The 25,446-nt window shown below is 42.6% G+C and carries 40 protein-coding genes; 34 read left to right on the top strand and 6 right to left on the bottom strand.

Features of this window, described 5'->3' with window-relative positions; genetic code table 11:
• Nucleotides 1–86 precede the first annotated feature (86 nt).
• Entirely contained in the window at nt 87–935 is an 849-nt protein-coding gene (locus DEF30_RS08435; protein WP_294098156.1) for an AraC family transcriptional regulator, read from the top strand.
• 200 nt (nt 936–1,135) lie between these two features.
• Here DEF30_RS08435 and DEF30_RS08430 read toward each other — a convergent pair whose 3' ends face one another.
• From DEF30_RS08430 to lexA, 3 genes are all read right to left on the bottom strand, one after another.
• Entirely contained in the window at nt 1,136–1,750 is a 615-nt protein-coding gene (locus DEF30_RS08430) for a hypothetical protein (protein ID WP_294098152.1), read from the bottom strand.
• A gap of 166 nt (nt 1,751–1,916) precedes the next feature.
• Nucleotides 1,917–3,383 (bottom strand): recombinase family protein, encoded by a 1,467-nt coding sequence (locus DEF30_RS08425; protein WP_294098151.1) that lies wholly within the window; start codon nt 3,381–3,383, stop codon nt 1,917–1,919.
• Between the two features lie 58 nt (nt 3,384–3,441).
• Complete coding sequence (gene lexA, locus DEF30_RS08420; RefSeq protein ID WP_294098149.1) at nt 3,442–4,053, bottom strand: transcriptional repressor LexA; 612 nt, start codon at nt 4,051–4,053, stop codon at nt 3,442–3,444.
• Between the two features lie 156 nt (nt 4,054–4,209).
• On the opposite strand from lexA, the gene DEF30_RS08415 reads away from it, so the two are divergent.
• From DEF30_RS08415 to DEF30_RS08295, 25 genes are all read left to right on the top strand, one after another.
• The gene (locus tag DEF30_RS08415) at nt 4,210–4,410 is read left to right on the top strand and encodes a helix-turn-helix domain-containing protein (protein ID WP_294098147.1); all 201 of its coding nucleotides are present in this window, start codon (nt 4,210–4,212) and stop codon (nt 4,408–4,410) included.
• A gap of 185 nt (nt 4,411–4,595) precedes the next feature.
• Entirely contained in the window at nt 4,596–4,742 is a 147-nt protein-coding gene (locus tag DEF30_RS08410; RefSeq protein WP_294098144.1) for a hypothetical protein, read from the top strand.
• An 89-nt stretch (nt 4,743–4,831) separates the two neighbouring features.
• A complete protein-coding gene (locus DEF30_RS08405; protein ID WP_294098141.1) occupies nt 4,832–5,050 on the top strand; it encodes a hypothetical protein in 219 nt (72 codons plus the stop codon).
• The gene (locus tag DEF30_RS08400; protein WP_294098138.1) at nt 5,040–5,288 is read left to right on the top strand and encodes a hypothetical protein; all 249 of its coding nucleotides are present in this window, start codon (nt 5,040–5,042) and stop codon (nt 5,286–5,288) included. Before DEF30_RS08405 ends, DEF30_RS08400 begins: the two co-directional genes overlap by 11 nt.
• The gene (locus DEF30_RS08395) at nt 5,285–5,524 is read left to right on the top strand and encodes a hypothetical protein (RefSeq protein ID WP_294098136.1); all 240 of its coding nucleotides are present in this window, start codon (nt 5,285–5,287) and stop codon (nt 5,522–5,524) included. The genes DEF30_RS08400 and DEF30_RS08395 overlap by 4 nt, the downstream gene beginning before the upstream one ends.
• 8 nt (nt 5,525–5,532) lie before the next feature.
• Nucleotides 5,533–5,697, top strand: coding sequence for a hypothetical protein (locus DEF30_RS08390; protein ID WP_294098134.1), 165 nt, complete (start codon nt 5,533–5,535; stop codon nt 5,695–5,697).
• A gap of 51 nt (nt 5,698–5,748) precedes the next feature.
• Complete coding sequence (locus DEF30_RS08385; RefSeq protein ID WP_294098133.1) at nt 5,749–5,985, top strand: hypothetical protein; 237 nt, start codon at nt 5,749–5,751, stop codon at nt 5,983–5,985.
• Nucleotides 5,975–6,421, top strand: coding sequence for a hypothetical protein (locus DEF30_RS08380; RefSeq protein WP_294098131.1), 447 nt, complete (start codon nt 5,975–5,977; stop codon nt 6,419–6,421). The genes DEF30_RS08385 and DEF30_RS08380 overlap by 11 nt, the downstream gene beginning before the upstream one ends.
• Nucleotides 6,422–7,738, top strand: coding sequence for an AAA family ATPase (locus DEF30_RS08375; RefSeq protein ID WP_294098129.1), 1,317 nt, complete (start codon nt 6,422–6,424; stop codon nt 7,736–7,738).
• 12 nt (nt 7,739–7,750) lie between these two features.
• Complete coding sequence (locus DEF30_RS08370; protein ID WP_294098127.1) at nt 7,751–8,875, top strand: ATP-binding protein; 1,125 nt, start codon at nt 7,751–7,753, stop codon at nt 8,873–8,875.
• A 21-nt stretch (nt 8,876–8,896) separates the two neighbouring features.
• A complete protein-coding gene (locus DEF30_RS08365) occupies nt 8,897–9,358 on the top strand; it encodes a DUF669 domain-containing protein (RefSeq protein WP_294098125.1) in 462 nt (153 codons plus the stop codon).
• Between the two features lie 13 nt (nt 9,359–9,371).
• Nucleotides 9,372–10,979 carry a DEAD/DEAH box helicase gene (locus tag DEF30_RS08360; RefSeq protein WP_294098124.1) on the top strand — a complete coding sequence of 536 codons (1,608 nt, stop codon included), beginning with the start codon at nt 9,372–9,374 and terminating at the stop codon, nt 10,977–10,979.
• 9 nt (nt 10,980–10,988) lie between these two features.
• Nucleotides 10,989–13,238, top strand: coding sequence for an AAA family ATPase (locus tag DEF30_RS08355; RefSeq protein WP_294098122.1), 2,250 nt, complete (start codon nt 10,989–10,991; stop codon nt 13,236–13,238).
• Between the two features lie 330 nt (nt 13,239–13,568).
• The gene (locus DEF30_RS08350; RefSeq protein WP_294098120.1) at nt 13,569–13,766 is read left to right on the top strand and encodes a hypothetical protein; all 198 of its coding nucleotides are present in this window, start codon (nt 13,569–13,571) and stop codon (nt 13,764–13,766) included.
• The gene (locus tag DEF30_RS08345) at nt 13,759–13,911 is read left to right on the top strand and encodes a hypothetical protein (protein WP_294098118.1); all 153 of its coding nucleotides are present in this window, start codon (nt 13,759–13,761) and stop codon (nt 13,909–13,911) included. Before DEF30_RS08350 ends, DEF30_RS08345 begins: the two co-directional genes overlap by 8 nt.
• A 227-nt stretch (nt 13,912–14,138) precedes the next feature.
• Nucleotides 14,139–14,534 carry a RusA family crossover junction endodeoxyribonuclease gene (locus tag DEF30_RS08340; protein WP_294098116.1) on the top strand — a complete coding sequence of 132 codons (396 nt, stop codon included), beginning with the start codon at nt 14,139–14,141 and terminating at the stop codon, nt 14,532–14,534.
• Nucleotides 14,535–14,536: 2 nt separating this feature from the next.
• The gene (locus DEF30_RS08335) at nt 14,537–14,812 is read left to right on the top strand and encodes a hypothetical protein (RefSeq protein WP_294098114.1); all 276 of its coding nucleotides are present in this window, start codon (nt 14,537–14,539) and stop codon (nt 14,810–14,812) included.
• Nucleotides 14,805–15,080 (top strand): hypothetical protein, encoded by a 276-nt coding sequence (locus DEF30_RS08330; protein WP_294098113.1) that lies wholly within the window; start codon nt 14,805–14,807, stop codon nt 15,078–15,080. Before DEF30_RS08335 ends, DEF30_RS08330 begins: the two co-directional genes overlap by 8 nt.
• Before the next feature lie 12 nt (nt 15,081–15,092).
• Nucleotides 15,093–15,533, top strand: a complete 441-nt coding sequence (locus DEF30_RS08325; protein ID WP_294098111.1) for a hypothetical protein — start codon at nt 15,093–15,095, stop codon at nt 15,531–15,533.
• 100 nt (nt 15,534–15,633) lie between these two features.
• A complete protein-coding gene (locus tag DEF30_RS08320; RefSeq protein ID WP_294098110.1) occupies nt 15,634–15,852 on the top strand; it encodes a hypothetical protein in 219 nt (72 codons plus the stop codon).
• Nucleotides 15,853–15,907: 55 nt separating this feature from the next.
• Entirely contained in the window at nt 15,908–16,294 is a 387-nt protein-coding gene (locus tag DEF30_RS08315) for a hypothetical protein (RefSeq protein ID WP_294098108.1), read from the top strand.
• A 57-nt stretch (nt 16,295–16,351) separates the two neighbouring features.
• Nucleotides 16,352–16,825 (top strand): terminase small subunit, encoded by a 474-nt coding sequence (locus tag DEF30_RS08310; protein ID WP_294098106.1) that lies wholly within the window; start codon nt 16,352–16,354, stop codon nt 16,823–16,825.
• Between the two features lie 131 nt (nt 16,826–16,956).
• Nucleotides 16,957–18,231 carry a terminase gene (locus DEF30_RS08305; protein WP_366409600.1) on the top strand — a complete coding sequence of 425 codons (1,275 nt, stop codon included), beginning with the start codon at nt 16,957–16,959 and terminating at the stop codon, nt 18,229–18,231.
• Nucleotides 18,231–19,751 carry a capsid protein gene (locus DEF30_RS08300; protein ID WP_294098104.1) on the top strand — a complete coding sequence of 507 codons (1,521 nt, stop codon included), beginning with the start codon at nt 18,231–18,233 and terminating at the stop codon, nt 19,749–19,751. The genes DEF30_RS08305 and DEF30_RS08300 overlap by 1 nt, the downstream gene beginning before the upstream one ends.
• Entirely contained in the window at nt 19,735–20,925 is a 1,191-nt protein-coding gene (locus DEF30_RS08295; RefSeq protein ID WP_294098102.1) for a phage minor capsid protein, read from the top strand. Before DEF30_RS08300 ends, DEF30_RS08295 begins: the two co-directional genes overlap by 17 nt.
• Here DEF30_RS08295 and DEF30_RS08290 read toward each other — a convergent pair.
• The 3 genes from DEF30_RS08290 to DEF30_RS08280 form a co-directional block, all read right to left on the bottom strand.
• Nucleotides 20,922–21,137 carry a hypothetical protein gene (locus DEF30_RS08290; protein ID WP_294098101.1) on the bottom strand — a complete coding sequence of 72 codons (216 nt, stop codon included), beginning with the start codon at nt 21,135–21,137 and terminating at the stop codon, nt 20,922–20,924. The two genes, DEF30_RS08295 and DEF30_RS08290, sit on opposite strands and share 4 nt — an antisense overlap.
• Nucleotides 21,138–21,202: 65 nt before the next feature.
• The gene (locus DEF30_RS08285) at nt 21,203–21,340 is read right to left on the bottom strand and encodes a hypothetical protein (protein ID WP_294098625.1); all 138 of its coding nucleotides are present in this window, start codon (nt 21,338–21,340) and stop codon (nt 21,203–21,205) included.
• Between the two features lie 30 nt (nt 21,341–21,370).
• Nucleotides 21,371–21,511, bottom strand: coding sequence for a hypothetical protein (locus tag DEF30_RS08280; RefSeq protein ID WP_294098100.1), 141 nt, complete (start codon nt 21,509–21,511; stop codon nt 21,371–21,373).
• Nucleotides 21,512–21,733: 222 nt separating this feature from the next.
• Between DEF30_RS08280 and DEF30_RS08275 the strand changes: the two genes are divergently transcribed.
• The 8 genes from DEF30_RS08275 to DEF30_RS08240 are packed head-to-tail and all read left to right on the top strand — an operon-like array spanning nt 21,734 to nt 25,407.
• Nucleotides 21,734–22,306, top strand: coding sequence for a phage scaffolding protein (locus tag DEF30_RS08275; protein WP_294098098.1), 573 nt, complete (start codon nt 21,734–21,736; stop codon nt 22,304–22,306).
• A gap of 22 nt (nt 22,307–22,328) precedes the next feature.
• On the top strand, nt 22,329–23,222 hold the full coding sequence (locus DEF30_RS08270) for a capsid protein (protein ID WP_294098097.1): 894 nt from the start codon (nt 22,329–22,331) through the stop codon (nt 23,220–23,222).
• 14 nt (nt 23,223–23,236) lie between these two features.
• On the top strand, nt 23,237–23,491 hold the full coding sequence (locus DEF30_RS08265; protein ID WP_294098095.1) for a hypothetical protein: 255 nt from the start codon (nt 23,237–23,239) through the stop codon (nt 23,489–23,491).
• 15 nt (nt 23,492–23,506) lie between these two features.
• The gene (locus tag DEF30_RS08260) at nt 23,507–23,887 is read left to right on the top strand and encodes a hypothetical protein (protein WP_294098094.1); all 381 of its coding nucleotides are present in this window, start codon (nt 23,507–23,509) and stop codon (nt 23,885–23,887) included.
• 2 nt (nt 23,888–23,889) lie between these two features.
• A complete protein-coding gene (locus tag DEF30_RS08255) occupies nt 23,890–24,216 on the top strand; it encodes a hypothetical protein (protein WP_294098093.1) in 327 nt (108 codons plus the stop codon).
• Nucleotides 24,213–24,587, top strand: a complete 375-nt coding sequence (locus tag DEF30_RS08250; protein ID WP_294098092.1) for a hypothetical protein — start codon at nt 24,213–24,215, stop codon at nt 24,585–24,587. Before DEF30_RS08255 ends, DEF30_RS08250 begins: the two co-directional genes overlap by 4 nt.
• On the top strand, nt 24,584–24,958 hold the full coding sequence (locus tag DEF30_RS08245; protein ID WP_294098091.1) for a hypothetical protein: 375 nt from the start codon (nt 24,584–24,586) through the stop codon (nt 24,956–24,958). Before DEF30_RS08250 ends, DEF30_RS08245 begins: the two co-directional genes overlap by 4 nt.
• An 8-nt stretch (nt 24,959–24,966) precedes the next feature.
• The gene (locus DEF30_RS08240; protein WP_294098089.1) at nt 24,967–25,407 is read left to right on the top strand and encodes a hypothetical protein; all 441 of its coding nucleotides are present in this window, start codon (nt 24,967–24,969) and stop codon (nt 25,405–25,407) included.
• Nucleotides 25,408–25,446 lie beyond the last annotated feature (39 nt).

The raw sequence follows: 25,446 nt of genomic DNA, 5'->3' as shown, positions 1-25,446 counted from the left end.
TGAAAAAATTGCTATAATCATATAAAACATTTCAAATATAGCAAAATTTTAATACAGTATAGTTCTGAAGAAATGGAGGAGTGAGGATGAAGATGGACCAAAGAAACGAGGAGCTTTGTGTATGCACGTTAGAAGAGTTTCTACTTGAGGATGAAAATATGGAGACTTGTTCTGAAAGATATCTGCTGCTATTCAGTAAGTGCAGCGATTTTTCTTTTATGCATGATCACCAGTTTATTTCTTTAGAAGAGGGAGATATTCTATTAACAAAAGCGTCTACAGACATAAAAGTATCCAGCTTTGGAGAGATTGAGAAGTGGAAAGCTTCTATTGTTGTATACTTCAAAGAAAACTTCTGGAGGAGCTTTGTTTATAGATATCCAGAGCTCAAGGAAGTATTTGAGTTTCCGGACGGAGAGAACTGTTATGTACTAAGAACACCAAGTGCCACTTGGCAAGGACTGCATTCCGTTGCCTTTATGATGTATTCAGAGAAAGTACAACATAATATCTGCTGTTCTCCAGCCATCGAAGCGCTTTTTATCTCTACACTTGTTCATCTTAACAGAACTTTGTACTATAGAAAGCTTAAAACGGTAGAGAAAAAAGACAGCGTACAACTTATGAAAGATATGATTAATTACATTCAGGAGCACTATGTTGAAGACTTATCCTTACAGAGAATGTCTGAGATATTTAGTGTAAGTAAGTCAAAAATCACACACCTTTTCAAAGAAAAACATAACTTGACGTTCTATCAGACAGTACTTCAGCAAAGGCTTGTTCATGCGAAGAATGCGATACTTCTTGGCCGCAATATTTCTGAAGTTGCCTATGAGAGTGGGTTTTCTGATTATGCCACCTTCTACAAAGCTTTTGTCAAGACCTTCAAGATGTCTCCAAAAGCCATGCAGATGAAATCCCGGACTTCATGAAGATGGTGCTCAATAATCTTAGACATGTTTACTGAATACAGTTTCTAATCTCCCATAGATATGAGAATGAAAAGCCCCATCTGAAGCCGAAACAATGGCATCAGATGGGGTTGGATGTGAATATTATCCCAAAGCATGAAGTCTCTTCAGGAGAAGTAACATGCAAAGCAAAAAGTAACGTTGATACAGCTAGATGGAAATCATTTGACCTTACGGAAAAGATAGTTTTCAGCGGTTAACGAGTACTTTGGCCCTTTCATTTTTTCATATACTGCCGTCAGATCAACGGGTTCACCACTTGATCTAAGAAAATACTTGTTTAAGTCTGAGTCGCTGAATGTATTATTCTGATCCATGACACCTATCAGTTCAAAATCGTCATCAAATCTAGATAATGTTGCATCTCCATGGCTATCGTTACAGAGTAAGATACCGCCAACCTTTAAGTGGTGCTTAGTAGCTTGTCCAACGAATCCAGCGAATTGGGAGATTATAAGATCTACAGGTTCGATGGACATTTTCTGGGTATAATCCTGACCAAGAAATGATATTTCACACTTCTCCAAGTATTCTTTTTGTTCCTCGATAATTGCTTTTATTAATTCAATATTCTTAAAGAAACGCATACTTCCTTTGAAATTATCTACATATATAACATGTGGTATAACTAACGATGGAGAAATATCGATATGACTACCGGGATATAGTGCGCATTTAACTTCAAATAACCGAGTAACTTCTCTATAAAGATTGATTCTAGTTCCTATTTTTTTTTGATAATTATGATATTCTTTTATAATCTCTTCGTTCTTCAAGTTGCAGCCTCCCTACTTATTTATAATGTCATATGAGTTTTGAGTGTATGCAATAATCACGCATCGAAGAAAAAAAGATAATAATAAAGGTCAAGAAAGCTTGATAACACTGGTTCTTTAACCATGTAAGCTTTCTTGACCATCATAATGGTGGAGATGAGGGGTGCTATACCCTATCCATAATTAGATATTCAACTACAAAATCATCCTCAGTCACAACAACTTCTCTGATAACTGCTTTAAATAGTGCTGTGAGATCCTTATCTATTTCAGCTCTTTTTATAGTATCCCTAACTCTTTCCATTTGGATACTTTCCTCGATGATCTCAAACTTCGCCGAGCTGATAACATCCATCAACTGCTGTTTCTGTTTGTTTAGATCGTTAGATTTATCGATAAAAACCGTTGGATCCATACCCGCGGAAACCGCATTAACAATGTTCTCGAGCTGTTTATTTATGTCATCCAGTTTCTTCTGACTGGAAAGCAACTTTATCTTTAGCTCTTTTCCACCTTCATCCATTCTGTTGGCCAAATTGATTTGAAACTCTTTGGTCTCGAGCTTATCCAAGATTTCTTCCTTTAGGTTCAGATAAACCTCCGATTCTATGTAATCTCGATTAATTGACTTCATATCGCATCCTTTTGTTCTTTTTCTCGTGCTGCATTGGTAAGTGACATAGAGCGTACCTCTGTCTCTTCCGCCTTGGTACTTGTTGCCGACCATAGCACCACCACATTTCCCGCATTTTATAATTCCAGATAACGCATATTCTTCACTCTTGTATTTTCCTCCGATGCGCTTATTCTTATTCCTCATGTGCATAACCTTTTCGTAATCATTTTTCGAAATAATTGCAGGCATTCCATCTTCTATCCTGATTATATCCTCCGGATCCTTGTGTTTTCTATTTTGCTTTATCCCATTACTTGTTGATGCTCTCTTGTTATAAACATAGACCCCGGTATATTTCTCGTTGCCAAGCATGTCATAGATTGTATTCTTGGAAAATCTCTTTCCGGTCCTGGTCCTATAACCTAATTCATCCAAAGCATTAGAAATCTGGATATACCCTAGCCCATCGCAATATAATTTATACGCGACTCTGACCGCTTCAGCCTCCGATGGATTGATTATGTATTTTTTATCCGGCCCCACACTATAACCGTAAGGTGGCTGTCCTCCGTTGTGTCTTGCAGTATAGGCATTCTCTTTTAGTCCTTTCATCGTTTCGCGCGCAAGATTAAGAGAATAATACTCGTTGTACCCTTCGATAACAGATCGAAGAATTATACTTTCAGGAGAGTCATCTAGGTTTTCCATTACAGAGATTACTTTTACTCCATTTTGCTGTAGCTTTCTGCCATATATTGCACTATCATAACGATTACGTGCGAATCTGTCGAGCTTGTGAACTACAACAGCTTGAAACAAACCGCTCTTACTGTCGCTGATCATCTTCTGAAATTCCGGTCTATTATCATTGGTTGCTGAGAGTGCAAGGTCTATGTAATTTCTAGTGAGTGTGTAACCTTTGTCTTCGCAATACTTGTTAATTGCTCTCTGTTGCGCTTCTATTGATTCTTCTCTTTGATTGTCCGAGCTATACCGGGAGTAGCTAACTACTTTCATTAATCAATCACCTCTTAAAATTAAAACAAAAGGGAGCTTCGCGACTGCTCCCTGTTGTCTATTTGTACTGTCTCAAGCTCGCAACCATTTTCCCAAGGATCATTGCTTCTTCTCCAGAAATCACTATAGGCTTATATGCTGGGTTTTCTGCTTGAAGGTAAACTTCTCCATCCATTCGGTAGAACCGCTTCAGCGTTGCTGAATCTCCCACCAGAACAGCCCCTATCTCTCCATTGTCTAAGTCTTCCTGTTTTTTAATAAATACTATGTCTCCATCCATGATATTGACATTGATCATACTGTCTCCCTTTATCCGTAGGCAAAAATCAGCTTTGATCTTTTTGTCTAGATTAAAATAGTCTTCAATGTTTTGCTCTGCCAGTATCGGAGATCCTGCAGCAATCGATCCGAGAAGCGGAACTGGTGCTGTATTATTTTTGTTTGGTACTATTTTTAGAGTTAAATCTGATTCGTTTATTATATCTAGTGGTGATACTGATAATACTTCTGATAACTTCGATAATTTGTCGATTCCCATGTTCGCGACATCTCCAGATTCCCATCTGGATACTGCTGATTTGCTGACTCCTACGTAATCAGCAACCTGTTGCTGTGTAAGATCTAATTGTTCTCTTCTCGTCTTAATGGACATTCCGATATTTTGCTTCATCTATAACTCACCTCCTTTCGTTGTCTATATTTTAAACTAGAGGTTGAAATTAATCAACCAATTTTAAAAAGTTTACAATTTGCGGTTGACTTTATGCAACAACCCCCTTTATAATAAACACAAGTTGAGAATACTCAACCGATTGGAGGTGAGACCATGAACGAGACAAAATTCAAAATGAAGCTCCTCGAGATGAACTGTACAGTGAAGGATATTGCTGATGCACTTGAAATCAGTTCGCAGGCTGTTTATAAAAAACTCAACGGGGAGACTAGGATAACTGTGGATGATCTTCGCAAAATTAAAGTTAAGCTTAATTTGACTGATGAAGAGGTAAGTGAAATTTTTTTACTTTAGAAGTTGAGTATTCTCAACCTAAAAGGAGGTAAAGGTGGTTTACGCAGTACGTAAGAAGATTTGCAGAAAAACTGGAAAATTACTCAGTAAAACTGTAACAGAAACCGACATTGATCAAGAAGAGTACATATCCAAGCTGGTCGAATACGTTTATCAGATTACTAAAGAGAGAAAGGAGTGATCACATGAGAAAAAACTACAAGGACATCCAGGACTGGAGAGATTGCCGGTACCAGGAGGAAGAGACCAAGATCGAAGCTGTAGCTATGTCTGTAGTGATGATCGTCGGGATCTTCACTGCGCTGTTGATGCTGGCTCTACTCTCGGTATGAAGTTTTTAGCCTGGCTGACAAAACTGATCATCTTTATTGCCTGCACTGCTGCCATCGTAAAAGCACTGTTGGAAGGAGGAATGAAATAAATGCAAAAAATAACCTATTTAACTTTAGTACAATTCGAGGGGTCTCAAACCTTAGACATTAATCTGACACCACTAATTGAGCAGCTTGGTGTTTTAGACAAGGCACTTGAAGTAACAGCAAAATATGAGCCGATGCTTAGTCAGCTAGCCAATGAGCTGCTGGATGTAATCAAAGATGCTGCAGAGGAAAAGTTGAGGAGTGAAGTAAATGTGGATTAGATCCCAAAACGGAGACCAGGTCTTAAAGGTCGAAAGATTCAGGTCAATCAAGGTCAACGAGAAAGACACCAACATCCTGGCCAAACTGGAACGTGAAACGGTGATACTCGGAACTTATTGCCATGAACAGGCTGAATTAGTTATGAGTGTTTTGTGGTGCGAGGCTAGCAACAGCCTACATCAAAAAGAATACGCAATGCCAGTTAGATGGGAGGATGAGGAGGAGGAAGAGGAATGAAACGAGAGCAGATATTAATCAATTCCCAAAAACTGAAACAGCTTGAAGATTTAGAAAAACTGAGAGATCAGCTGATTGAAGGGAAGAATATGTGGTGGTCGATTTATACGCCTAAACATCCACAGTACCAAGGAACTCAAATAGTGGATGAATCATCTAGACAAAGATTCATGGCATGGCTGGAGAACGAAATCACTGTTTTGAAAATGGATTTGAGATTGGAGGAAGAGGAATGAACGTAATCATGACTCACCGAGAAAGTGGATATCAGGAGACTGGAGTGATTAAGTTGCAGACAACGGACTGCTATGTAGTGCGCAAGCCAGACGGATCAGACGCGCTCTATCCAATGAAAGATTGGGAATGTGATGAAGAAATAGAAAAAGCCACCTTAGGACGGCAATCCTAAAAGTGGCAAAGGTAATTGATCAACTAAATTATATCACTAGGAGGATGAAAAATGGAAGAAATAAAAGGAACACCGGTAGCAACTATAAACATCACAAGGTACGAGGGTATTACGTCAGGTGAAATGGAAGGTGCTCTAGGGGAACTACTAGAGTGTGTATCATATTCCATCAAGGTATTATCTGATGAAATTGGTTGTAGCTCAACACGGCTCTGTTTGGAAATCACTAAGGCTATGGCACTCTGGGAAAAGAATCAAGACAAAGAGGAGAAAATCGATGAGAAATAGGAAACATCTTGTCATCGCAGTAATGCTTCTACTTATCGGTACTGTATTTACCGGATGCAACAGTGAAGCGGACACGGTGTCATATAACATCAGTAAAGAAGCCGATGAGTTCAGGGTCACTCGCAGAGTGGTGTTTTATAACTCCATAACCAATACCTACATCCTGGAGATGATCGGTAACATGTCCATCCACATTGATAATGCAGACAGGCAGTTGGAAGTTACAGCGAAGATTGGACCTGATCAGTATCAAAAGCACTTTTTGGGGTTGAGCGACAATGTGACATATACAGTGGAACAGATTGGGACCGCTGATGTTAATCCATATAAGTATAAAATTATTTTCAAGCCTGAAAGCATAGTTCCAATTGAACTTGAATATAAGGCAGGCGAAGAACCACTAAATATTAATCTAGATGATCTGGAGGGAAATTGAATGAGTCTTAAGATTAACAAGCTCGAAATTGAGAACGTTAAACGCGTTAAAGCCGTTAGGATCCACCCAACAGAGAACGGCCTCACCATCATCGGTGGTGACAATAATCAAGGGAAAACGTCGGTGCTGGATGCCATTGCCTGGGCTCTCGGAGGTAATAAGTACAAGCCATCAGAACCTCAGCGTAAAGACTCCACACTGCCACCATCCCTAAAGCTCGTTATGAGCAACGGTCTAATTGTGGAGCGAAAGGGCAAGAACAGTGATCTAAAAGTAACAGACCCATCCGGTGGGAAAGCCGGTCAGCAGTTACTAGATTCATTCGTGAGCCAGTTCGCATTGGACCTTCCAAAGTTTATGGAGTCAACCTCCAAAGAAAAAGCAAACACTCTCCTGCAGGTGATTGGGGTTGGTCAAAAACTCTTTGAAATAGAGCAGCGTGAGAAGGAGCTTTATAACCAGCGTCATGCCATGGGTGTCGTAGCTGACCAGAAGGTCAAATACGCAAAGGAGCAGCCATATTATACAGATGCCCCTAAGGAACCAGTATCAATCTCAGACCTGATCCAGCAACAGCAGGAAATCCTCGCCAGGAATGGTGAGAACCAAAAGAAGCGACGCAACCTGGAGTTTATCAAGAGTCAAGCGGACAACATCAGGCAGGTTATTTTAGATCTGGAGCGTAAGCTGCAGGAGGCAAAAGCCAGGGAAGCTGATATCTTATCTGACATGGATATCGCCACTAAGAGTGCTTTGGATCTACATGACGAGTCCACAGAGGAGCTGGAGAAGTCCATCAGAAATGTGGAGGAAATCAATCGGAAGGTAAGGGCTAACCTGGATAAAGAAAAGGCCGAGGATGACGCCAAAGAGTACCAGGAAAAGTACGACAAGCTATCCCTGGAGCTCAGCAAGGTAAGGACTGAAAAGAGCCTGCTCTTGGAGAACTCGAACCTCCCACTTCCTGGGCTGACCGTAGTGGAGGGAGAACTGCTCTACAACGGCTACATGTGGGATGGAATGTCCGGCAGCGATCAGCTCAAAGTAGCTACAGCAATCGTACGTAAGCTCAATCCAGACTGTGGTTTTGTCCTCCTGGATAAACTTGAGCAGATGGATGTAAAGACTCTCAAAGAGTTTGGAGCATGGCTTGAATCAGAAGGACTCCAGGCAATAGCCACAAGAGTCAGCCGCGGTGAGGAATGCCAGATTATCATCGAGGACGGCTACAACATCAAGGACGATACACCATATGAAACAGAACCGGTAGCAAACGAAGTAACAACAGCACCCGTTTGGGAGCCAGGAAAATTTTAAGGAGGAAGAAATATGAATATCAGCAAAGGAGTTATCAAGAAGCCACAAAAGATTGTTTTGTATGGTCCCGAAGGCATAGGAAAGTCCACTTTCGCGGCTCAGGCACCAGGAGTAGTGTTTATCGACACAGAAGACTCCACAAGCCATATGGACGTAGCAAGATTTGACAAGCCGTCATCCTGGACAATGCTTATGAACCAGGTGGCTTACGTTAAGGCTAATCCTCATATCTGTCAGACACTGGCCATAGATACTGCTGACTGGGCAGAAAGATTGGCCATAGAGCATATTGTAGCAGGATCCAAAAAGACCGGTATTGAGGACTTTGGATACGGAAAAGGTTATGTGTACCTAGAGGAAGAGTTTGGAAGATTCCTGAACGCTCTCCAGGAGCTCATTGATAGGGGCATCAACATTGTGATCACAGCTCATGCGGAAATTAAAAAGATTGAGCAGCCGGAAGAAGTCGGAGGGTATGACCACTGGCAGATGAAATTGGAAAAGAAGACTATGCCTCTCCTTAAGGAATGGGCTGATGTACTGCTCTTTGCAAACTACAAGACCATGGTCATGAATGTAGATGGGCAAGGAGCCACAAAGGGCAAAAACAAAGCCCAGGGTAACCAGAGAGTCATGTACACAACACGTACTCCATGGTGGGACGCAAAGAACCGGCATAACCTACAGGATGAATTACCTTTCAGCTTTTCGAACATTGCTCATATCCTTAATGGAAGTGCTCCAGCATCACAGCAGCAGGAACAGGTTCAGCCTATGAGCATCACTCCTCCGAAGGTGGAAGAACCTAAGGCACCTTCAGTGCAGGAAGTGAAGAAAGAGACCGTGGTTGCACCACCTGAACAAAAGACCATGGATCCTACTGTTCCGGACGAAAACTATGATATCCCACTGGGGATCACAGCTGCTATCCCTCCAGCACTTGCACAACTTATGAGAGCAAACAATGTGAGCACCGCAGAGATCCAGGAGGTAGTTGGTCAAAAGGGATACTATCCAGCCGACACACCAATCGCAAACTATGACCCAGGATTTATCCAAGGCGTGCTAGTAGCAGCCTGGAACCAGGTGTATGAAATCATCAAAAAGAATAAAGAAAACCTATACGTAGAATTTTAATTTAAAGGAGACTGATTGATTATGAATAACAACAATTTTGACAACATGGAGAGAGAGTTTGGCTGGGATGACACAATCACAAAGGATGATGCTTTTATCCTCCTGGAACCAGGTGAATACCCATTTACGGTAAAGCTTCTTGAGCGTGCACGATTCAATGGTTCCGATAAAATGCCTGCATGCCCTATGGCAGAGGTGTCAATCGCTATCAACACACCAGAAGGTGAAGTTGTGATCAAGAATAAGCTTCTCTTGCACTCTAAGACTGAGTGGGTACTATCTTCTTTCTTTGGATCACTTGGTCTCAAGAAAAAAGGAGAACCATTAAGAATGAACTGGAACCTTGTACCAGGAGCCAGAGGACGCTGTGAGATTGGAAACAGAACTCACGAGGGTAAAGAGTACAACGAAGTTAAGAAATGGATCTATTCAGAAGATCAGCAGGCACCAGCTGCAGGAGGATGGAACCCCGGAAAATTCTAAGGAGTGAGGACAAATGAAACTAAGACCATATCAGGAGGCGGCGAAAACAGCCGTCCTCCAAGAATGGGAAAAAGGCAATAAAAAGACACTCCTGGTACTCCCCACCGGGACAGGTAAGACCATCGTTTTTTCAAAAATCATTGAGGACAGAGTAAGGACCGGCGATAGAGTGCTGGTCCTCGCTCACAGGGGAGAGTTATTAGATCAGGCAGCGGACAAGCTGGCCAAGTCTACAGGGCTGATGACAGCCACAGAAAAAGCGGAACAGACAAGCTTAGACAGCTGGTTCCGAGTAGTAGTCGGATCAGTTCAAACCCTAATGAGAGAAAAGAGATTGAGCCAGTTTGATCCAGGATATTTCAATACAATCGTAGTGGATGAGGCTCATCATTGTATCTCTGATGGATACCAGAGAGTGCTGCAGTATTTTAACCAGGCTAATGTCCTTGGAGTGACTGCAACACCTGACCGAGGAGACATGAAGAACCTTGGCAGTTATTTTGAAAGCCTTGCGTATGAGTACACGCTGCCTAAGGCGATTAAAGAGGGATTTTTATCACCAATAAAAGCGCTCACTATACCACTAAAACTGGACCTTACAGGTGTAGGACAGCAAGCAGGAGACTTTAAGACGGCGGACCTTGGAAACGCACTGGATCCGTATCTCCATCAGATTGCAGAGGAGATGATCCAGCACTGCAAAGACCGTAAAACAGTAGTATTCCTCCCACTCATAAGAACCTCACAAAAGTTCCGTGACATCCTGGAAGAAAAAGGATTTCGCGCAGCAGAGGTCAATGGTGGAAGTGAAGATAGAGCAGAAGTCTTGGCAGACTTTGAAGCTGGGAAATACGATGTGCTTTGTAACTCCATGTTGCTCACAGAGGGATGGGACTGCCCATCAGTAGATTGCATCGTAGTCCTCAGACCTACTAAAGTTAGAAGCTTATATAGTCAGATGGTAGGGCGTGGCACTAGGTTACATCCAGGTAAAGAGGATCTCCTTCTTTTAGACTTTCTATGGCATACAGAGCGACATGAATTGTGCCACCCGGCTCACTTGATCGCACAGAATGACGAAGTGGCCAAGAAGATGACCGAGAACATCCAGGAGGCAGGAATGCCTATGGACCTGGAAGAAGCTGAACAGAAAGCGGCCTCTGATATAGTAGCAGAAAGAGAAGAAGCCTTGGCCAAGAAATTGGAAGAGATGCGAAAACGCAAAAAGAAGCTTGTGGATCCGCTCCAGTTTGAAATGTCCATCCAGGCAGAAGACCTTACAAATTACGTACCATCCTTTGGGTGGGAGATGGCACCTGCATCAGAACAGCAGGTCATGGCACTTGAAAAGATGGGTATCATGCCAGATGAAATTGATAATGCAGGAAAGGCAGCTCTCCTCTTAGACAGACTATCTGCAAGACGAAATGAAGGGCTTACCACTCCAAAACAGATCAGATTCCTCGAGGGGAAAGGCTTCAAACACGTAGGAACATGGGAGTTTGAGAGTGCTAGAAAGCTTATTGACAGAATAGCAGGGAACGGTTGGAAAGTTCCTCATGACATCACACCCGAAATGTATAAACCACCTGTAGAAACACAATCAGCAGCAGGCTGGTAAGGAGTCAGTATGAATGAAAGCAAGCTTAACCTAACTGAATTATTAAGCTATATCAATCCAAGCATGTGCTCCTACCAGGAATGGACAAATGTAGGCATGGCCTTAAAACATGAGGGCTACACTGCAGCTGACTGGGATAATTGGAGTCGCAATGACTCCAGGTATAAAGCTGGAGAGTGCTTCCAGAAGTGGACAACTTTTAGAGGTACCGGAGTACCAGTCACAGGCGCAACGATCACGCAGATGGCAAAAGACAATGGATGGCTACCAGCATCGAAAGAAGATAGGGAGCTGGACTGGAATGATGAGATTGGACGCGATTACGTGGTCATAGACAAGGCTTGGGTAGAGGGCAAAGAAATCGAGGAACCTAAAGACTGGAACCCTGTCAGAGAACTTACCACGTACCTAGAGACGCTCTTTGACACATCTGACAATGTTTCGTACGTAACAACAGTATACGAGAACGCAGACGGTGAATGGAAGCCATCTAAAGGTAACTGGGACCGTACTGCTGGACAGCTTATAGATGCTCTAGGCAAATGCGATGGTGACATTGGCAGTGTACTTGGTGACTACAAGGAAGAAGTAGGCGCATGGATCCGGTTCAATCCAGTGGATGGAAAAGGTATTTCAAATGCCAATGTATCTGAGTACAGATACGCGCTGGTAGAGTCCGACTCCATGGATCTCGATAAGCAGCACGCTCTCATGTTGGAACTGGACCTTCCTATAGCAGCCCTGGTTCATTCCGGGAAGAAAAGCATCCATGCCATAGTCAAAGTAGACGCTGGCAGCTATGAAGAGTACAGGAAGCGCGTTGATTATCTCTATAACGTGTGTAAAAAGAATGGCCTCGTCATAGATACGCAGAACAAGAACCCATCAAGGCTCTCCAGGATGCCTGGAGTGATCCGAAATGGAAAGAAACAGTTCCTTATCGCAACAAACATAGGAAAGCCTACCTGGAATGAATGGCATGAATGGATAGAGGCAATCAACGATGATTTACCGGATCCAGAAAGCCTATCAGATTTCTTTAACAACCTCCCGCCGCTGTCACCGCCTCTCATACACAATGTTATGAGACAGGGACATAAAATGCTGCTTGCTGGACCATCTAAGGCCGGTAAGTCATACGCGCTTATTGAGCTCTGTATCGCAGTCGCAGAAGGTCACCAGTGGTTAGGATGGCAATGCGAGCAAGGCAGAATCCTGTACGTCAACTTGGAGCTGGACCGGTCATCATGCCTCCACAGATTCAAGGACGTTTACCAGGGGCTGGGATTGATTCCAAGCAACATCGACAATATCGATATTTGGAACCTAAGAGGTAAGTCGGTACCTATGGATAAGCTGGCCCCTAAACTGATCAGGAGAGCAGCCAAAAAGGAATACATCGCGGTAGTCATTGACCCGATTTACAAGGTCATCACTGGAGATGAAAACTCAGCAGATCAAATGGCTCATTTCGCCAATCAGTTTGACAAGATATGCACTGAGCTTGGTACTGCAGTCATATACTGCCATCATCACTCTAAAGGCGCCCAGGGCGGTAAAAAGGCCATGGACCGTGCATCAGGTTCTGGAGTATTTGCAAGAGATCCGGACGCACTTCTGGATCTCACAGAGCTGGAGCTTACCGACGCATTTAAAAAGCAGGAAGAAAACAAAGTCATTGCTGCAGTATCCGTGGAGATCATCAAAAAGCATAACCTGACATACTTCCAGCAGCACGTTAACCAGGATGATGAGCTCAGCGCCAGCAAGATGACACAGCATATCGATTCAGCGCTGCAGAAGCATCAGATCCAGGAGTGGACAGATACCATTAATCAGAGGCTAACAGCACTCAAGCAGCGCACAGCGTGGAGAGTGGATGGAACACTGAGAGAGTTCCCTAAGTTCAATCCGGTCAACTTCTGGTTCGACTACCCGGTTCATAGGATAGATCGCGACGGAGCACTCCAGGATATGAAACCAGAAGGAGAGACTCCACCATGGCAAAAAGCAATTGAAAAAAGGAAGCCTCCAGAGAACAAAAAGAATGACAGAATATCTGAAATAGATATAGCTTTTGAATCACTTTCGATGGACGGAAAAGAGGTCACAGCGGATGCGCTTGCGGATCATTTAGGTATCTCCAAGAGGACAGTTTGGAGAAGAATAAAAGAACATGGTGGATTTTCATCCTTAAAAGAAGACGGAAAAGAGACCGTGATCACAAAACATGAACCTGCGACAAAAACAGAAAATTAGACTTTGTCACAGGTACATAGAAAATAAATTGACCTGTGACACGAACCTGTGACAAATACATAAATCATGTTTTTGACACACCCTTAGCACCTAACCTGCGACACTAACATAAAAGTATGTTTTTGTCACAGGACAAAATACCTGCGACAAAAACACTATATAAATATAAATATTTGTCTGTCGCAGGTCTGCTCCACCCGTCATGATGGGTACACCGTAAAGGGGCAGATGAACATGCCCCCTTTAACGGAGTGTCCCATTTCATCCAATGACTAAAGCAAAATTTTCAAAGCAGAAAGATTGATAAAAAGTATCAGGAAGGAGAATGAAATGAACAGGAAATTTTCAAAGTTCGAAAATGATGAACTTTATGTTTTAAAAAGACAGGCTATCGAGAGTTCATACAAAATCATGATGTCTGGTATGTATGATCCAGCAGTCGGAGAAACACACTCAGCACTCATGAATGAAATTGTGAAAGAAATGAAAAAGAGAAATATTGAGGAGGATTATCAAGAATATGAGTAAAAAAATTATAAGAGCCGATTACATCCGTTCACTCAGCGATGAGAAGCTGATTCTCTATATCTACTACAATAACCATGGATTTACAAAGGGGTTAAAAAAACTGTCTGAATGGCTCAAGGAAGAGATCGAGGTGCAGGATGAATAACAAACCTACTGGTTGCAAATACTGCAAACAAGGCAAGTCTTTTAATGTCATATATTTTGGTGATGTGATCATTATAAGCTACATCTTAGGAAATCGCTTATATACTGATGTAGCAGATGACGGGTTCCCAGCGGAAGAGGATGGGAAGCAAGAGAAGATTATCAACTGCCCATTTTGTGGGTCTGAGGTTCACCCGGCACCAGACGAGGAAATGGAGGTAGTTCAAGATGATTGAGTTCTTTATGCATATGATTCCACCTACAGTAACGCATCAACAAAAACAAGTACATGTTGTAAAAGGGAAACCAATATTTTACGAACCTGATGATCTTGAAGCTGCTAGAGCTAAGCTGATGGCGCACCTTGGTCAACACATTCCAGAGAGGAAGTTAAAAGGACCTCTTAGATTAACAGTTAAGTGGTGTTTTCCACTCATAAAAGGCAAACGAGATGGGCAGTATAAGGATACAAAACCAGATGCGGGTAATTCTAATAAACTCTTGGAAGATTGTATGGAAGCACTTGGATACTTGCAAGTAGGAGATCAGCAATTTTCCAGTGTGATCATCGAAAAGTTCTGGGCGAGAATCCCGGGAATATATATAAAGATCGAGGAGGTGTAGAGGTGAAACCTGAGGAAACGTTGGATGTTCTGAAAAGAATGAGAATAGCATTGGTAACAGCTAGAGTGGATGGAATAAGAGTGCTTGAACCTTTAAATATTGCCATTGCTGCCACTGAGAAACAGGTCCCGAAGAAACCTAGATATTACATGGATATGTATAATCATGAAAGACCTGGATGCCCAGAATGCCCTAGAAATGAAATATTATACGCTGGTCAGAAGTACTGTAGTGTATGCGGAACTAAAATTGATTGGAGTGATCCAAAACATGACTGAATCAGAGCTTAGAAAATACTATGAAGTCATAACGGACTCCTGGAAGCTCTTTAAGGACCATAGCACTCCAACCGGAACAGATGAGTTCTGGCAGGTGCTGATGGATAAGACCAATGATTTGCACATGAAGCATGGCCAGACGATATTCTCCGAACAGGTCCTCAATGCGGTGATCACTGAAATTGAATCCATCTACAAGAGATCCTATAAGGCGCCAGCGGCATATCCGGAGAGACAAATACAGACTTCGATTTTTAGGACTCAGTAAGGGGGGGTTAAAATGACCGCTAAAGAGGAACTGAAGCAAATACACCATTTAGACTGTGAGATTAAGTTTTTATTAGAACAGCTAGAAGAGCTATATACAAGTATCACAAGAATTACACCGGTGCTGTCTGATATGCCAAAGTCTAGTGGAAGCAATGACAAGATGAGTGATGGAGTATCTAAGATGCTCGAACTTAGGAAAGAGATTAACAAGAGAGTGGATTATCTTTATGATTTTAAACGGAATGTTATTAAAACAATAAATCGGATTGAGAATCCTGCTTATAGAAGAATATTAGGTATCAGATACTTAAAATCAAAAGACAATAGTTTTGAAGATATCGCTTTGGCGATAGGCTATAGCTATTACAGAACAGTTCGAATGCATGGATTGGCCTTACAAGAATATGAGTTATTAAAAGAGGGCAAGACTGGGCAACTATTTTCGTGCTAAGGTGGAACTGTAAAAGTATGCCTCCTTAATATATTTTTATAGATAGAGACTCACTCAAGTGCTACGGGTCTCTATTTAATTTTGCAAAGGCGGTGAGCGGATGGCTGACAATGATATTAAGATGATTTGCTCAAAGTGTGGGAAAGCCACAAAGGGAATCACAAGAGAGATTGAATATACACTAAAAGAAGGTAGATATTTAGTTTGTATGCATTGCAGCAATAAACTCGAGTACCCATATGGAGATATTAAAAACTGTATGAAAGAACGATGTTACAAGCGTGAGAATGGGGTCATGAAGCAGATGAGGAATAAATAAGATTGTTGAATCTCAATATATTTGCTATACTCAAAGAAAATGTATTGGAGGAATCATGATGAACCTTACTGTTACTAGCAATGCTTATGCTGAGGATGCAGTTCATGAAGTACAGAAAAAAATTGAAAAGAGTTTGAAGGAAAAGCATGAAGAAGCGAAAAAGATATTATTACAATTCGCAGAAGTTACTTTTGAAGAAAAAATTAGCGGAAGAATGAGCTTCTCAGAAGAATCTATAGACAAGCTTGACGAACTAAGAGAAAATTATAATCAAGTGATTTTGGCGATAGAAAGAGAAAGAACGAAATATGAGGCATTGCTGTTTCACTCGGATAGTGTTATGGAAATGATCAACAATTGGTTCAGTGATAATAACAACAAGCTGGAGAAATCAGAAAATTATTTAATGGAAAATTCTGTTGAAAACGGCATAAATGTATAGCTTATAATAAAAGACACCCTTACGGGGTGTCTTTTATTATACAAAGGAGTGAGGCTCATGAGTAAATTAACCATAAAACAGAAGAAGTTTGCTGATGAGTATATTGCAACGGGGAATGCTACTCAATCGGCTATCAATGCGGGGTACGCACCAAAAGCGGCTTACCAGACAGGAGCAGAGAACCTCAAGAAACCTCAAATACGATTTTATATAGACCAAAGGATGCAGGAACTAGAAGACCAGGCAATCGCCAAACAGGAAGAAGTCCTAAAGTATCTCACCGCAGTAATGAGAGGGGAACACAAGGAAGAAACTCTTGTAGGTGCAGGCCTGGGAGAACAGGTTATTGATGATATTGAGGTATCTGCCAAAGACCGCATCAAAGCCGCGGAACTCTTAGGAAAGAGATATGGCATGTGGGTGGACAAGAAAGAGGTCGAGACCAATATCAACGCCACCAAGAAACTGGACAAGATCATTGAGCAGCTCTCAGATGATGACGATGAAGAGATCAGCGAAGATGACCTTTAAAGGGGGTGGTTGACCTTGAATGAAACCAATTTAATTCTATCCAAGAAGTTCAAAGCTTTTTTAAAGTGTAAGGCTCCTGTAGAGTTTCTCGAGGGAACTTAACCACCGCAGCAGGTAAAACCACGGTAGGAGTGTTCAAGTTCATCACCAAGGTCAGGGAGTCACCCAAGAAGCTTCACATCCTATCAGGGCTAGACAAGGGGACCATTGAAAAGAATATCATCACAAAGGATTTAGGCATCCTGGACATCTGGAAAGGGATTGTGGAGTATAACCCATCCGGCAAAGGAGAACACGCATTACCGCACTTAAGGCTCTCTGTGGACGATGATAAAGACAATGACAAGATAATCTATGTCTTAGGCTATTACAACAAGGAAAAGTGGAAGAAGGCCCTGGGCGGTCAGTATGGATGTCTTTACATAGATGAGGTCAATATTGCAGATATGGACTACGTGAGAGAGGCATCCATGCGATGTGATTATCTTATGGGTACGCTCAATCCTGATGATCCTAACCTTCCGGTCTACAAAGAATACATCAACTGTTCCAGACCGCTTGATAAGTGGAAGAATGGAACGCCTATAGAGATATTAAATATGCTGAATGAGGAACCAAAGCCCGGTTGGGTTCATTGGTTCTTTTCTTTTAAGCACAATCATGGATTGCCTAAAGAGAAGATTGACCAGATCATACTCAATGTTCCAGTAGGTACAAAGCTATACAAGAACAAAATTCAAGGGCTAAGAGGAAGGGCAACAGGGCTTATCTTCAGCAACTTCTCAAGGCAGAGGAATGTTAAAACTCTGGAATGGCTTAAGAAGAGAATGGAAGACAAGCAGGATCCATTGAAGTTCAAACAGTTCTCATGTGGGGTGGATACAGCGTACTCATCAGAGAGTCCGGATACAATATCATTCATTTTCCAGGGCATCACCACGAAGGGTGAACTGATCATACTGGATGAAGAAGTGAGGAACAACAAAGACCTAGAAATCCCGATTGCTCCATCGGACACGGTGGTTAATCTTGTGGCATTCCTGGAAAGAAATAGAAAGCGCTGGGGGTTCGCACGTGATGTATTTATTGACAACGCAGACCAAGCAACAATCACTGAGGCGCAGAAGTATAAGAGAGGAAACCCATGTCTATACAATTTCATTCCAGCTTACAAGAAAGTGATGGTTATAGACAGAATCCATCTACAACTTGGTTGGATATGGAGTAATAACAGAGTTGATTACCTGGTACTTGAGCATTGTGTGAAGCACATAGCAGAACTGGAAAGCTACTCATGGAAAGAAGATAAGTACGAACCGGAAGACCGGAACGATCATACAATAAACGCCAGTCAGTACGGATTCATCCCATTCAAGGGGATTATAGGAACAGGAGGGGTAAAGTAGTGGGACTAATAAAATCATTGATGCTTAACTGGCTGGGAATCAACCCTGCACAGCCGACATCAATACAAATCAATGAGGTACTGGACCATAAAGGAACCGTCCTCAAGAATCGTATATGGTATCGAGGTGACCCATCAGAACTGGATCAGTTCTTTAAGTCAATCGTTCAAGATGCAGTCACTCAGGCGAGGTTCTGGAGTGCAGTTCCATCATCGGATAACCGCATAAGAAAGATTCACAGCGGACTACCTGGTGAAATCACTGATAAACTCTCAGGCATTGTTGCAGGTGATTTTGACGCGGTAGAGGTTGATCCCATAGAAGGGGATACTGTCAGTGAAAACCAAGTGAGATGGGATGAAATCGCAGAGGACAACAACTTTGGGGAACTCATCGAAGAAGCCGTGAACGATACCTTAGTAGATGGTGATGGTGCCTTTAAGTGCACGATTGATACCGATGTGACTGAGGTTCCTATAGTGGAGTTTGTCAGTGGGTCCGATGTGGAGTACAGCTACAAGAGGGGCAGGCTTCATGAGGTTCTGTTCCCTGAGTTTCATGTAGTCAATAAAAAGACTTACAAGCGCGTCGAGGCGTATGGCAAGGGGTATATCAAGTACTTCCTTTACGATGCCAATGACAAGCCCGTGCCGTTCGAGGATGCGCCAGAGCTTTACATCGAGGATGTGACCTTTGATGGTGAGTTTATCATGGCGGTGCCGATGAAATTCTTCACCTCGAAGAAATTCCAGTACCGTGGCCAGAGTATCTATGACCGCAAGACTGATATGTTTGACGCACTGGATGAGGTTATATCTCAGTGGCTGGATGCAATCAGAGCGGGCCGAGTGAAGACCTATATACCAGAGGATCTCTTACCTAAAGACCCTAAGTCAGGTCACGTGCTGAGGGGTAATCCATTTGACAATCAGTTTATTGGCGTTGGCAGCAGCATGAAGGAGAACGCCACCGACAAGATAGATCAGGTACAGCCTGACATCTACTATGAAGCCTATCAGCAATCATATGCATCATACCTGGATCAGTGCTTGCAGGGCATCCTAAGCCCAAGCACATTGGGTATCGACCTAAAGAAAACAGACAATGCAGAAGCACAGAGAGAGAAGGAAAAGACCACTCTCTATACAAGGCAGCGAATCGTGGATGTGCTGAATGAGGTTATCCCTGAACTAGTGAACATGGTGCTGAAAGTTTCAGACCTTATAGCGAAGAAGACACCGGGTGAATACGAGGTATCAGTATCGTTCGGTGAATACGCATCACCTGACTTTGCTACCGTGGTAGAGACTGTGGGTAAGGCCAAGAGCCTCGGTGTTATGTCACTGGAAAAGGCTATTGATGAGATGTACGGAGACACCATGACCGATGAGGAAAAGGCTGAGGAAGTAGAGAGAATCAGAAACGATGGTGCCGCCAATGTTGACCTCACAGACGCGAAAGAAGATATAGATCCTGACAAGGAGGGAGAGGATGAAGTAACCGATGAAGAAGAAGTATAACATCCGCTCAATCTTCGAGGAAATGGAACTGTATCTCTTATCCTCACTATCCAGAAACCTCAAGAGACATGAGGGTGAGGAAATCAAAGAGGGTTTTAAGTTTGAGATGTGGCAATCAGCAAAGCTGAGAGGCTTAGAACGATACCGCAGGGAAAACAAGAAGATCATAGACAACTTCTCAGAGGTTATCGAGAAGACAGTGAACGATACGCTCATGGACACCTACAGAGCCTCACAGGGGCGCGTACAGAGAGAAGTAATCAAGATAGCGGAGAATTATGCTGTTTCACTGCCAAAGCCATTAGAACCGATTATAGACGGCTTAAAAGGCGAGGAACTGAAAGAGACATTGGAGAAGGTGGAGGAGGCAGCCAAGACATGGAAGGAAGCACCTACGCCACTGGATGATAACTTTTTTAAGACCAATGACCGGAAACTCAATGCGCTTATTGAGTCGACCCAGAAAGACATGACCATGGCTCAACAATCAGTCCTGAGAAAGATGGATGACATCTACAGAGAGACCATCTTCAAGGCTCAGGTATTTCATAACAATGGCGTTGTGGATATTAATAAGGCTGTGGACATGGCTACAAAGGATTTTCTCAAGCAGGGAATCACCTCAATCAAGTATTCCAACGGTCGAGAGGTCAATATAGCCTCTTACGCTGAAATGGCTTTGAGGACTGCAAACCACCGATCATATCTTATGGGTGAGGGGAAGAAAAGGCAGGAACTAGGGATATCCATTGTCATTGTCATCCCCCATGCAACCGCGTGTGAGGATTGCAGACCATGGCAAGGGAAGATCCTGATTGATGATGTGTACTCAGGTGGCAAGAAAGAAGATGGAGACTATCCACTTCTGAGTTTTGCTATTGAGAAGGGTCTCTTCCACCCGAACTGTGAAGATCTCCTCGCCACATGGTATGAGGGCATCAACACACCGCCTAAAGTGCCAGATGACGAGCAATCAGAGAAGTGGTATCGTGCTGGGCAGAAACAGAGAAGGCTGGAGAGATCTATACGAGAGCAGAGAAGAATCATTGCTGGGCTGGCTGATGATGAGAATATAGATAGAGAAAAAAAGAGGCTCCGCGAACTGCAGAAGCAACTCAGGGAGCATTTGAAGGACAATACCCAACTCAGGAGGAAGCCTGAGAGGGAGGATTAATCTGCCTTCATAATAGATACATAAACTATGTTGTCAAAATCGGTACAAAGAATCTCATCCTCACCAACGAATGTGTAAGAATTATTCCTTTGAAGAATGAATTCTTTAAAGTTTTGCTCTGTAAACGTGAAAGAACCATCGGTGATGAGCTGTAAATCTTTAACTTCAAGTCTCAGCTTATCAGAAGTTAGTATCTCAGCATTATATTTCAAATATTTTCACCCCTTTCATATTTGATTGGATAATTCAACTTATGAGGAAACATAAGTGAGTTTAATTATTTTTTCTTAGATTTTGTTTGAGAAAGAGCACTGCCTGCAACAGATTTAGACTTGTCTGAATATCGATTGTCTTTTAGAATTTCGGAAGCTTTTGTTGCGACTTTGTCAGATGTTTGTTTTTTGTTACTCATCATTTCACCTCCCTTTGACGATTCAGAACTTGCTTACTTTCTGAAATTTGTATTATGGCATTTTGGGCACGGTGGAAGGGTATCTGTCATATCATCAAGTCTAACCTTAGTACCGCATTTAGTACAAGTATAGATACCTTTTCCGGGTTTTTCGCCAGTTGTATGATTTCCCATATTTTTCACCCCCTTTCAAATTTTATAATAGTACATAATAAATATAAATTCAAAATAAATCATGGAAATCTAATTGTTTATTTAGACCAACTATATATTATCCATCCATCTGTAACAGGGTGGATTTTTATAGCGCTGAATTAAGTGCCTATCACGTTATCCCACGTAAAGGGAAACCTATGAGAAGCGACCTCGTAAAAAGCGTAGGAGAAAGGAGACAACATGAAAAGAGAAGAACTCAAAGCACTTGGACTTGAAGGTGATGTTATCGATAGCATTATGGCTATCCATGGTAAAGATATCGAAGCCAATAAAGTGAAGATCACACAACTTGAAGAACAGGTGAACACTCTCAACACAAACATCAAAGAAAGAGATACTCAGCTTGAAACACTGAAGAAGTCCACTGGTGATGTGGAGAGTCTAAAGGCTCAGATAGCATCACTCCAAGAGACAAACACCACTCAGGCAAATGAGTATCAGAACAAAATGAAGGACCTGCAAATCACAAGCGCTATTAAACTGGCGCTGAATGACAAGGTTCATGACACTGATCTAGTCTCTGGCTTACTGGCCAAGGACAAACTGGTCATTAACGATGATGGTTCAATCATTGGACTCGATGACCAAATTAACAATCTCAAGACATCAAAGGCTTTTCTATTTAAGGCTGAAACAACAGAGGCAGGCGCTGAAGGTGCTGCAGGCTTTAAAGTAGGAAACCCTGGAGGTAAAGACATGGGAACACCAGGTATTGATGCTGCAATAAATGCAGCGTTCGGACTCACAAAATAAAAAATAAAGAGAGGTAAAAAATATGCCAAACGTAATTAACTATGCAGAACGCTTCGAGAGACAGATTGAACAGCAGTACGCAAACGAACTGACTTCCGATGCACTATCTAGAAATAAGAAGTATAACTTCATCAACGCCGAGACCATCAAGATCCCTACTCTTGCATTGACTGGTTACAAGGACCATGCAAGAGATGGTTCCGTAAATAAGGGATCTGTCAGCAACACCTACACACCATATGTGCTGACCCACGACAGAGACATTTCCTTCTTTGTTGATGACATGGATGTCGATGAAACAAACTTAGTTGTTTCAGCTGCAAACATAACCTCAACATTTAACACTGAACAGGCTATCCCTGAAACCGATGCATACAGATACTCTAAACTGTATCAGGATTTCAAAACTCACGGTGGTGTGGTTAAAACCACAGCACTGACCGAAGCTAACATCCTTTCTGAGTTTGACAAAATGATGGAAGACATGGACGAGGCAGGAGTACCACAGGAAGGAAGAATCCTGTACCTGACACCTGCACACTACACAATGATTAAGAATGCAGAAAAAATTGCGAGAAACGTTGATGTTTCTGCAGAACGTGCAATCAACAGAAATGTAAGATCTCTTGATGAGGTTGAACTCGTGAAGGTTCCATCTGTAAGATTCAAGACCGCCTATGATTTCACTGAAGGTTTTGTGCCTGCGGTATCCGCTAAGCAAATCAGAATGATTCTGGTACACCCTGACACAGCCATCGTGGCGCCCGTAAAGGTTGCTGATGTGTATATCTGGTCTAAGGGGGCAACTCCACAATCAGCTTTCGGACACCTTTATCAGAACAGAAGCTATCAGGACCTTTTTGTCATTAAGCAGAAGGTTGCTGGCGTAGCAATCAACGCTGAGGCGGAAGTGTAAGAGGAGGGTGACATATGTTACTAGCAACTAAAGGAAACAGAGAGGTGAAGATCTCTCCTGATGATAAGGAGAAGTACCTGGATGCCGGGTACTCTCTCTTTGAAAAAGGTGAAGATGGCAAGGTTCAGAAGATCGAGCAGCCAGTAAAGAAAACACCTGAAATGATCGCGCTCGAAGAAGAGAATGCAGCTCTGAAAGAAAGGCTTGCTTCTCTTGAGTCTGAGCCAGAAGAAGAACCCAAAACACCAGCTAAGGGGAAGGGCAAGTAGTCCTCCCCTTTCCACGTGAAAGGAGATGAGACTGTGAGCTATGCCACTTATGGTGATTATGAAGAATACGGTGGAACAGGTGATGCAGCACTGGTTGAAAAAGCTTTGGAAGAAGCATCAATCCAGATGAATAAAGCCTGTTACGGAAGAATCGAGGGCAAGGGATTCGACAATCTCACAGAGTTTCAGAAGAAGCTTATCAAGAGGGCGGTCTGTTCTCAGGCTGATTTCATTACGACTTATGGCGACTTTATTGACAGCCCTATGTCTGGATTCTCTGCCGGATCTATTTCCATGAGCTTTAAAGACAGCACAAAGAACATTGGTGGAAGCCTTGTGAGCAACAAAGCGCTGAGCTATCTCGAATCCACAGGACTGACTTCAAGGAGGCTATAGCTTTGAGAGGAAAACTACCGTGGCCAACATTCCTTGAGAACTCTACCTGTACGGTTGTGAAAGAAGTACCTGGTAAGTATGGACCTACCGAAATTGAGCTACACAATGGTAAGGCAATATACGAACCCAAGGGGAAGTCTGTAATGACCGCAGAGAAGCAGCTGATTCAGCTCACAGGGAAGTTTATCTTTAGAGGAGATATAAACCCATCAGAACCAGTGCTTCAGGGTTACATCGTGTATCAGGGAGCAAAGAGACAGATACATGAAACGCTTAAGATTCTCAATCCTGATGGCTCAGTTTACAGTACTGAGGTGACGCTGAAATGAAAGTAACCGCTAAAGTTGAACTGAACATGGCGAACATTGCAAAGCTACAGGAGAGCATGAATAAGGTGCTCCCTAAGTTGATTGATGCTCTGAAAACGGAAGTAGAACTCGCTCAGGTTATCCCTAGAGATCATGGAGACCTCATGAGCAGCTCTTTCACTGTGGTTCAGGATAAGACAGCGTATCTATGCTATGGTGCTGTATATGCAAGGCGACTGTATTTCAATCCTCAGTATAACTTTAGGATGGATAAACACGTGAACGCACGAGGTAGATGGCTTGACGAATGGATCCATGGACCTCGAAAAGAGTGGATAACAGATACATTTATGGTGCTATGGAAACAAGAAGCAGGGGGGCTGATTACATGACAATAGATAAATTTGATGAATGGCTCTCCACTGCTATTCCTGGTACTTGGGATGTGGGAACACTGAACGTAGGAGATATGAGGTGCGCTTTGTATCCTGGCAGGTCCTTTGTGAACCCTAGAGGGATAGGACAGGAAACCAGCTATAGAGGGCACGCAATCCGTATATTGGTCCACTGGAACAGAAACATACTGACAAGCCAGATAAAAGCACAGGAGATCTACAACGACATCAAGTCTGCTGCCGGGGCAATCAACGGTAAGCGGATAATCAGAGTCAATATGAGGGATGCTGAGGCGGTCTTTTTAGGCGCCGATGAATCAGGAGTATTTGAGTTTGTCATTGATTGCGAAATAATTATGGAAAGGTAGGTATTAAGATGCCAGGAGTATATCCAGTTTATAAAAATGTATTTAAGATTGGCAAAGCAGGCCTTGCAAGCACACTGCCAGCCGATATGGTTCCAATTGCTGACCTTGAGACTTTTAGCCCATCTATTGATGGTACCGTTGAAGAATGGACCCCTATGAACACTGAGGGGTGGGTAAGAGCACTCATGACAGGAAAGAAGCTCTCCATCTCTTTCTCCGGAAAGAGGAATGAGGGTGACGAAGGCAATGACTATGTGGCAAGCCTTGCGTGGAAAGATGGTCTAGACTGTTCAACAAAGGCTGAATGGACATTCCCATCAGGGGCAAAGCTTTCTTTCAACTGCGTGGTTAATGTAACCACTCCAGGTGGAGGAGACTCCACTAATGTTGATGGTCTTGAGTTTGAGCTTATCTGTGACGGAAAGCCAACATTCACCCCAGCCACATAAAGAATATTGGGAGGCTGATTGCCTCCCTCTTATTTGTAT

Source organism: Proteiniclasticum sp. (genome assembly GCF_003514505.1).
In the GTDB taxonomy this organism is placed as follows: Bacteria; Bacillota; Clostridia; order Clostridiales; family Clostridiaceae; genus Proteiniclasticum.
The sequence above is the reverse complement of the archived record's forward strand: the minus strand, read 5'-3'. Positions and strand labels throughout refer to the sequence as shown.

What these genes read in the sequence shown, in the direction of transcription:
- DEF30_RS08435 (WP_294098156.1), top strand. Translation starts at nt 87, where the DNA reads ATGAAGATGGACCAAAGAAACGAGGAGCTTTGTGTATGCACGTTAGAA.
- DEF30_RS08425 (WP_294098151.1), bottom strand. Translation starts at nt 3,383, where the DNA reads ATGAAAGTAGTTAGCTACTCCCGGTATAGCTCGGACAATCAAAGAGAA.
- lexA (WP_294098149.1), bottom strand. Translation starts at nt 4,053, where the DNA reads ATGAAGCAAAATATCGGAATGTCCATTAAGACGAGAAGAGAACAATTA.
- DEF30_RS08415 (WP_294098147.1), top strand. Translation starts at nt 4,210, where the DNA reads ATGAACGAGACAAAATTCAAAATGAAGCTCCTCGAGATGAACTGTACA.
- DEF30_RS08410 (WP_294098144.1), top strand. Translation starts at nt 4,596, where the DNA reads ATGAGAAAAAACTACAAGGACATCCAGGACTGGAGAGATTGCCGGTAC.
- DEF30_RS08405 (WP_294098141.1), top strand. Translation starts at nt 4,832, where the DNA reads ATGCAAAAAATAACCTATTTAACTTTAGTACAATTCGAGGGGTCTCAA.
- DEF30_RS08400 (WP_294098138.1), top strand. Translation starts at nt 5,040, where the DNA reads ATGTGGATTAGATCCCAAAACGGAGACCAGGTCTTAAAGGTCGAAAGA.
- DEF30_RS08395 (WP_294098136.1), top strand. Translation starts at nt 5,285, where the DNA reads ATGAAACGAGAGCAGATATTAATCAATTCCCAAAAACTGAAACAGCTT.
- DEF30_RS08390 (WP_294098134.1), top strand. Translation starts at nt 5,533, where the DNA reads ATGACTCACCGAGAAAGTGGATATCAGGAGACTGGAGTGATTAAGTTG.
- DEF30_RS08385 (WP_294098133.1), top strand. Translation starts at nt 5,749, where the DNA reads ATGGAAGAAATAAAAGGAACACCGGTAGCAACTATAAACATCACAAGG.
- DEF30_RS08380 (WP_294098131.1), top strand. Translation starts at nt 5,975, where the DNA reads ATGAGAAATAGGAAACATCTTGTCATCGCAGTAATGCTTCTACTTATC.
- DEF30_RS08375 (WP_294098129.1), top strand. Translation starts at nt 6,422, where the DNA reads ATGAGTCTTAAGATTAACAAGCTCGAAATTGAGAACGTTAAACGCGTT.
- DEF30_RS08370 (WP_294098127.1), top strand. Translation starts at nt 7,751, where the DNA reads ATGAATATCAGCAAAGGAGTTATCAAGAAGCCACAAAAGATTGTTTTG.
- DEF30_RS08365 (WP_294098125.1), top strand. Translation starts at nt 8,897, where the DNA reads ATGAATAACAACAATTTTGACAACATGGAGAGAGAGTTTGGCTGGGAT.
- DEF30_RS08360 (WP_294098124.1), top strand. Translation starts at nt 9,372, where the DNA reads ATGAAACTAAGACCATATCAGGAGGCGGCGAAAACAGCCGTCCTCCAA.
- DEF30_RS08355 (WP_294098122.1), top strand. Translation starts at nt 10,989, where the DNA reads ATGAATGAAAGCAAGCTTAACCTAACTGAATTATTAAGCTATATCAAT.
- DEF30_RS08350 (WP_294098120.1), top strand. Translation starts at nt 13,569, where the DNA reads ATGAACAGGAAATTTTCAAAGTTCGAAAATGATGAACTTTATGTTTTA.
- DEF30_RS08345 (WP_294098118.1), top strand. Translation starts at nt 13,759, where the DNA reads ATGAGTAAAAAAATTATAAGAGCCGATTACATCCGTTCACTCAGCGAT.
- DEF30_RS08340 (WP_294098116.1), top strand. Translation starts at nt 14,139, where the DNA reads ATGATTGAGTTCTTTATGCATATGATTCCACCTACAGTAACGCATCAA.
- DEF30_RS08330 (WP_294098113.1), top strand. Translation starts at nt 14,805, where the DNA reads ATGACTGAATCAGAGCTTAGAAAATACTATGAAGTCATAACGGACTCC.
- DEF30_RS08325 (WP_294098111.1), top strand. Translation starts at nt 15,093, where the DNA reads ATGACCGCTAAAGAGGAACTGAAGCAAATACACCATTTAGACTGTGAG.
- DEF30_RS08320 (WP_294098110.1), top strand. Translation starts at nt 15,634, where the DNA reads ATGGCTGACAATGATATTAAGATGATTTGCTCAAAGTGTGGGAAAGCC.
- DEF30_RS08315 (WP_294098108.1), top strand. Translation starts at nt 15,908, where the DNA reads ATGATGAACCTTACTGTTACTAGCAATGCTTATGCTGAGGATGCAGTT.
- DEF30_RS08310 (WP_294098106.1), top strand. Translation starts at nt 16,352, where the DNA reads ATGAGTAAATTAACCATAAAACAGAAGAAGTTTGCTGATGAGTATATT.
- DEF30_RS08295 (WP_294098102.1), top strand. Translation starts at nt 19,735, where the DNA reads ATGAAGAAGAAGTATAACATCCGCTCAATCTTCGAGGAAATGGAACTG.
- DEF30_RS08285 (WP_294098625.1), bottom strand. Translation starts at nt 21,340, where the DNA reads ATGATGAGTAACAAAAAACAAACATCTGACAAAGTCGCAACAAAAGCT.
- DEF30_RS08280 (WP_294098100.1), bottom strand. Translation starts at nt 21,511, where the DNA reads ATGGGAAATCATACAACTGGCGAAAAACCCGGAAAAGGTATCTATACT.
- DEF30_RS08275 (WP_294098098.1), top strand. Translation starts at nt 21,734, where the DNA reads ATGAAAAGAGAAGAACTCAAAGCACTTGGACTTGAAGGTGATGTTATC.
- DEF30_RS08270 (WP_294098097.1), top strand. Translation starts at nt 22,329, where the DNA reads ATGCCAAACGTAATTAACTATGCAGAACGCTTCGAGAGACAGATTGAA.
- DEF30_RS08265 (WP_294098095.1), top strand. Translation starts at nt 23,237, where the DNA reads ATGTTACTAGCAACTAAAGGAAACAGAGAGGTGAAGATCTCTCCTGAT.
- DEF30_RS08250 (WP_294098092.1), top strand. Translation starts at nt 24,213, where the DNA reads ATGAAAGTAACCGCTAAAGTTGAACTGAACATGGCGAACATTGCAAAG.
- DEF30_RS08245 (WP_294098091.1), top strand. Translation starts at nt 24,584, where the DNA reads ATGACAATAGATAAATTTGATGAATGGCTCTCCACTGCTATTCCTGGT.
- DEF30_RS08240 (WP_294098089.1), top strand. Translation starts at nt 24,967, where the DNA reads ATGCCAGGAGTATATCCAGTTTATAAAAATGTATTTAAGATTGGCAAA.